We start from the raw sequence: 6,936 nt of genomic DNA on the forward strand, positions 1-6,936 counted from the left end.
GCGAGGCGTACGTACGGGGGGCCTCGGTCGACTGGGGCGCCGTGTTCGCGGGGACGGCCGCACGCCACCTCGATCTGCCCACCTACGCCTTCCAGCAGGAGCACTACTGGCTGGAGAGCGGGACGGTCGAGGAGACCGTGACCGCAGACCCGGTGGACGCCCGGTTCTGGGAGGCCGTCGAGCGGATGGACGTCGCGGCGCTGACGGCCGAGCTCGACATCCACGGGGACGAGACGCTGCCCTCGCTGCTCCCGGCGCTCTCCTCGTGGCGTCGGAGGAGCCGTGAGCAGTCCACCATGGACGGCTGGCGCTACCGGGTCACCTGGAAGCGGATCGCCGACCCGGCCGCCGCACGCCTGTCCGGCACCTGGCTCGTCGCCGCACCCGAGGGAGCCGACGCCACCGCGATCACCGGCGCGCTCACGGAGCACGGCGCCGAGGTCCGTACAGTCGCGGTCGTCGGCGAGAGCCGCGACGAGCTCGCCGCCCGCATCCGCGAGGTGCTCGCCGACGGGCCCGAACTCGCCGGTGTGCTTTCTCTGGTGACCCCGGCCGGGGGCGACGCCTTGAGCGACGCCGCGCACGCCGGCGTGATCGCCACCCTCACCCTCGTCCAGGCGCTCGGTGACGCCGAGGTGCCGGCGCCGCTGTGGTGCGTCACCCGGGGTGCTGTCTCCACCGGGCGCGCCGAGCCGATCGCTGACGCCGCGCAGGCGCCCGTGTGGGGCCTGGGCCGGGTCACCGCGCTGGAGCACGGCGAGCGCTGGGGCGGTCTGATCGACCTGCCCCAGGAGGTAGACGCGCGCGTCCTGTCCCGGCTCGTCGGTGTCCTCGCGGGCGACGGCGCCGAGGACCAGGTGGCGCTGCGCGCCTCCGGCCAGTACGTGCGGCGGCTGGTGCGGGCGCGCCTGGCCGACGTTCCGGCCGTACGAGACTGGAAGCCGCAGGGCACCACGCTCGTCACCGGCGGTACGGGAGCCCTGGGCGCGCATGTCGCCCGCTGGCTCGCCGGCAACGGCGCCGAGCACCTGGTGCTGACCAGCCGGCGCGGCATCGACGCGCCGGGCGCCGCTGAACTGCGGGACGAGATCCAGGCGTTGGGCACCAAGGTCACGGTCGCGGCCTGCGACGTCTCCGACCGCGAGGCGCTGGCCGCGCTCATCGCGGGGATCCCCGCCGAGCACCCGCTGACCGCCGTGGTGCACACCGCCGCCGTCCTGGACGACGGCGTGGTCGAGGCGCTCACGCCGGAGCAGGTCGAGCGGGTCTTCCGGGTCAAGGCCGACGCCACGCTGCACCTGCACGAGCTGACCCGTGAGCTGGACCTGTCGGCGTTCGTGCTCTTCTCCTCCTTCGCCGCCACGTTCGGCGCTCCGGGACAGGGCAACTACGCGCCCGGCAACGCCTTCCTGGACGCCTTCGCCGAGCACCGGCGCGCGGCCGGGCTGCCCGCCACCGCCATCGCCTGGGGCCCCTGGGGCGACGGCGGCATGGCCGAGGGCGCGGTCGGCGACCGCATGCGCCGGCACGGCGTGCTCGAGATGTCGTCGGAGCGGGCCGTGAGCGCTCTCCAACACGCGCTGGACCGGGACGAGACGACGCTGACCGTCGCCGACATGGAGTGGAAGCGCTTCGTCCTGGCCTTCACGTCCGGCCGCACCCGGCCGCTCCTGCACGACCTGCCCGAGGCGCGCGAGGCCATGGAGAGCACCCGCGCCGAAGGGACGCAGGACACCGACGGTGCCGCAGAGCTCGTACGGCAGTTGACCGGCATGTCCGAGACCGAGCAGGAGCGGCTGCTGCTCGACCTGATCCGCACCGCGGTCGCCGCCGTCCTCGGCTACGCCGGCCCCGACGCCGTCGAGCCCGGCCGGGCCTTCAAGGAGCTCGGCTTCGACTCCCTGACCTCGGTGGAACTGCGCAACCGGCTGAACGCGGTCACCGGGCTGAAGCTCCCGCCCACCCTGGTCTTCGACCACCCCACGCCCACCGTCCTCGCCCGTCACCTGCGTGGCGAGGTGCTGGGGCGGGGCGCGGCGGCCGCGGCCCCGGTCGCCGCGGCGGGCGTCGCCGACGCCGAGCCGATCGCCATCGTCGCGATGAGCTGCCGCTTCCCCGGTGGGGTGCGCAGTCCCGAGGACCTGTGGCGGCTGCTGTCCTCCGACGGCGACGCGCTCTCGGAGTTCCCGCTGGACCGTGGCTGGGACGTGGAGGCGCTGTACGATCCCGACCCCGACGCCCAGGGCACCTCGTACACCCGTGAGGGCGGCTTCCTGTCCGGCGCGGCCGACTTCGACGCCGGTTTCTTCGGGATCTCGCCGCGCGAGGCGCTGGCGATGGACCCGCAGCAGCGGCTACTGCTGGAGAGCTCCTGGGAGGCGTTCGAGCGGGCCGGAATCGACCCGGAGACGCTGCGCGGCACCCCGTCCGGGGTGTTCGTGGGCACCAACGGCTCCGACTACTCCAACCTGGTGCGCGGTGCCACGGACGGGCTGGAGGGGCACCTCGCCACCGGCAGCGCGGGCAGCGTGGTCTCCGGCCGGCTGTCGTACACCTTCGGTCTGGAGGGCCCGGCGGTCACCGTCGACACGGCCTGCTCGTCGTCGCTGGTGGCGCTGCACCTGGCGGTGCAGGCGCTGCGCAACGGTGAGTGCTCCATCGCGCTGGCCGGCGGTGTGACGGTCATGTCCACCCCGGGCACCTTCATCGAGTTCAGTCGGCAGCGCGGGCTGTCGACGGACGGGCGCTGCAAGGCGTTCTCCTCGGACGCCGACGGCTTCAGCCCCGCCGAGGGCGTGGGCATGCTGCTCGTGGAGCGGCTGTCCGACGCCCGCCGCAACGGTCACCCGGTTCTGGCGATCGTGCGGGGCTCGGCCATCAACCAGGACGGCGCCTCCAACGGCCTGACGGCCCCGAACGGGCCGTCCCAGCAGCGTGTCATCCGCCAGGCACTCGCCAACGCCCGCCTCTCCGCCGCCGATGTGGACGTGGTGGAGGCGCACGGCACCGGCACCAAGCTGGGCGACCCCATCGAGGCGCAGGCGCTGCTCGCCACGTACGGCCAGGACCGGCCCGCCGAGCAGCCGCTGCTGCTGGGCTCCATCAAGTCGAACATCGGCCATACCCAGGCCGCCGCCGGTGTCGCCGGCGTGATCAAGATGGTCCTCGCGATGCAGCACGGCCAGCTGCCGCGCAGCCTGCACATCGACGAGCCCACCCCGCACGTCGACTGGACCATGGGCGAGATCGACCTGCTGACCGAGCGGCGGGCCTGGCCGGAGACCGGACGGCCCTGGCGCGCGGGCGTCTCGTCGTTCGGCTTCAGCGGCACCAACGCGCATGCCGTCATCGAGCAGGCCCCCGTCGAGCAGGGGACCGGGGAGCAGGGGACCCCTGTGTCCCCGACCGCACCCCTACTGACCGGCAACACCCCGGACGCCGCCGGCGACGACGGCGCCGCCGTGCTGCCGTGGCCGCTGACCGCCCGAACCGAGGCGGCCCTGCGTGACCAGGCCCGGCGCCTGCTCGATCACCTGGAAGACCGCTCTGACCTGCGACTCGTCGACATCGGCCACTCCCTGGCCACCGCCCGTACGGCCCTGGGTACCCGGGCCGTGCTGGTGGGCCGGGAGCGCTCGGACTACGTCGCGGCGCTCACCGCGCTGGCCGCGGGGGAGACCTCGCCGCTGCTCACCCAGGGGTCCGCGATCGGGGGCAGGACGGTCTTCGTCTTCCCCGGACAGGGGTCGCAATGGGTAGGCATGGCCGAGGCGTTGTTGGACGCTTCACCCGTGTTTGCCACCCGGGTGGACGAGTGCGCGAAGGCGCTCGAACCCTTCACCGACTGGTCGCTGCGCGACGTACTGCGCGGCGCCGAGGGCGCGCCTTCCCTCGACCGGGTGGACGTCGTGCAGCCGGCGCTGTTCGCGGTGATGGTCTCGCTTGCCGAGGTCTGGCGTTCGGCCGGCGTGGTGCCGGACGCGGTGATGGGTCATTCGCAGGGTGAGATCGCCGCCGCGTGTGTGGCGGGGATCTTGTCCCTGGAGGACGCGGCTCGTGTCGTCGCGTTGCGCAGTCAGGCGATCGGTGAGGTACTCGCGGGTCTGGGCGGGATGGTGTCCGTGCCGCTGCCGGCCGACCGGGTGCGGGAGCGGATTGCGCCGTGGGGCGAGGACCGGATCTCGGTCGCGGCCGTCAACGGGCCTTCCTCGGTGGTGATTTCGGGCGAGGTGCAGGCGCTGGACGAGTTCCTGGCGGCCTGCGAGAAGGACGGGGTGCGCGCGAAGCGGATTGCCGTGGACTACGCCTCCCATTCCGCCCAGGTGGAGCTGCTTCGCGAGGAGCTTGCTGAACTCCTTGCCCCGGTGCGTCCGTTGGAGGCGCGCATTCCGTTCCTGTCCACGGTGACCAATGAGTGGGTGAGTGGTCCGGAGCTGGACGCGGGCTACTGGTTCACCAATCTGCGTCGGACGGTGGAGCTGGAGACGGCGACTCGCACGCTGCTGGAGCAGGGCTTCGGTGTCTTCGTGGAGTCGAGTCCGCATCCGGTGCTGAGTGTGGGTGTGCAGGAGACGGCCGAGGACGTCGGCCGGGAAGTGGCTGTCGTCGGTTCGCTGCGCCGCGACGAGGGTGGGCTGGAGCGTTTTTGGCAGTCGGTGGGCGAGGCGTACGTACGCGGGGCCTCGGTCGACTGGGACGCCGTGTTCGCCGGTACAGGGGCACGTCGGGCGGAGCTGCCGACGTACGCCTTCCAGTCACAGCGGTTCTGGCCCGAGGCCGCGCCCGTCGAGGCTCCGCTGGTGGCCGAGAGCGCGGTGGACGCACGGTTCTGGGACGCGGTGGAGCGCGAGGACCTTGAGGCGCTGGCCGCCGAGCTGGACCTGGCCGACAACGACTCGCTGACCTCCGTCCTGCCGTCCCTGTCGTCCTGGCGTCGGCAGAGCCGTGAGCAGTCCACGGTGGACGGCTGGCGCTACCGGGTCACCTGGAAGCGGATCGCCGACGCGGCCACCGCACGCCTGTCCGGGACCTGGCTCGTCGCCCATCCCGAAGGTGCAGACGCCACCGCGATCACCGACGTGCTGACCAAGCACGGCGCCGACGTCCGTACGTTCGACGTGCCGGCCGGAGCCGGGCGCGCGGCGCTGACGGACCTGCTCACGGCGTCGGTGGACGGGGCCGCGCCCGCCGGGGTGCTGTCCCTGCTCGCGGGTGACGGCGCCGGGAAGGCGGGGCTGCTCGCCACCGCCACGCTGGTGCAGGCGCTCGGCGACGCCGGGGTGGACGCGCCGCTGTGGTGCGTCACCCGGGGCGCCGTCGCCCCCGCGTCCGGCGAGGCGCTCGCCGACCCGACCGGGGCGCTGGTGTGGGGCTTCGGACGCACGGTCGCGCTGGAGTACCCGGACAGCTGGGGCGGTCTGATCGACCTGCCGCAGCAGGCCGACGAGCGTGCCCTCGCCCGCCTCGCGGGCATCCTGGCCGGCGACGGCGTCGAGGACCAGGTGGCGCTGCGCTCCAACGCCGCGTACGTACGCAGGCTGGACCGCGCGCGGCTCGCCGAGACGCCGGTGGTGCGCCGCTGGAAGCCGCGGGGCACCACGCTCGTCACCGGCGGAACGGGCGCGCTCGGCGCACACATGGCCCGCTGGCTGGCGCAGAACGGCGCGGAGCACCTGGTGCTCACGAGCCGGCGCGGTATCGACGCGCCGGACGCCGTCGAACTGCGCGACGAGATCCAGGCGTTGGGCACCAAGGTCACGGTCGCGGCCTGCGACGTGGCCGACCGCGAGGCACTGGCGGCGCTGCTGGACTCGGTCCCCACCGAGCACCCGCTGACCGCCGTGGTGCACACCGCCGGTGTGCTGGACGACGGCGTGATCGACGCGCTGACCCCGGAGCGGTTCGCGACCGTGCTCGCCCCCAAGGTGGACGCCGCCGTCCACCTGCACGAGCTGACCCGTGAGCTGGACCTGTCGGCGTTCGTGCTCTTCTCCGGTGTTGCCGGCACCCTCGGCGACGCCGGACAGGGCAACTACGCCGCCGCCAACGCCTGTTTGGACGCGCTCGCCGAACACCGGCACGCCCAGGGGCTGGCCGCGACCTCCGTGGCCTGGGGCCGCTGGGGCGACACCGGGCTCGCCGCGGGCGGCGCTATCGGGGAGCGGCTGGACCGGGGCGGGGTGCCCGCGATGCCGCCCGCCGCCGCGATCCGCGCCCTGCAGCAGGCCCTGGACCACGCGGAGGTGACCGTGGCGGTCGCCGACATCCAGTGGGAGCGATTCGCCCCCGGCTACACCGCCGTACGGCCCAGCCCGTTCATCTCCGACCTGCCCGAGGTGCGCCGGCTCGCCGAGACGGCCCCGGCCACGGGTGCGGCGGGCGGCGAGCAGTCGCCGACCGAACTGCTGCGGCAGCGGCTCGCGGTGATGAGCCCGGCCGAACAGACGCTCACCGTCGTCGAGTTGGTGCGCTCGCACGCGGCCACCGCGCTGGGCCACACCACCACCGACGAGGTGGGTGCTGGGCGCGCCTTCAAGGAACTGGGCTTCGACTCGCTGATCGCGCTGGAGCTGCGCAACCGGCTCAACGCGGCCACCGGACTCAAACTCCCGGCGACCCTGGTCTTCGACCACCCGACCCCCGAAATCCTGGCCGCGTTCCTGCGCGCCGAGATCACGCAGGACGGCGGCACCGGGGCAGCCCCCGGCATCGCGGAACTCGAGAAGCTCGAATCCGCGCTCTCCGTGCTCGACCCGGACACCGGCACACGCAACGACATCGCGCTGCGACTGCAGGCCCTGCTGGCGAAATGGGGTGAACCGCACAGCGAAACCCGTGGCGAGGCCGTCACCGAGAAACTCCAGGAGGCCACGCCCGACGAGCTCTTCGACTTCATCGAGAAAGAGCTCGGCATTTAACACCGCGACAGCAGCCAGT

1 protein-coding gene is annotated in these 6,936 nt (G+C 73.4%); it reads left to right on the top strand.

Annotated elements, in window-relative coordinates; translation table 11 throughout:
• Positions 1–6,917: type I polyketide synthase (locus tag ACZ4N5_RS41290; RefSeq protein WP_467762113.1), on the top strand; the 6,917-nt coding region annotated here is incomplete at its 5' end.
• Positions 6,918–6,936 lie beyond the last annotated feature (19 nt).

This window comes from Streptomyces sp. NPDC026500 (assembly GCF_055567635.1).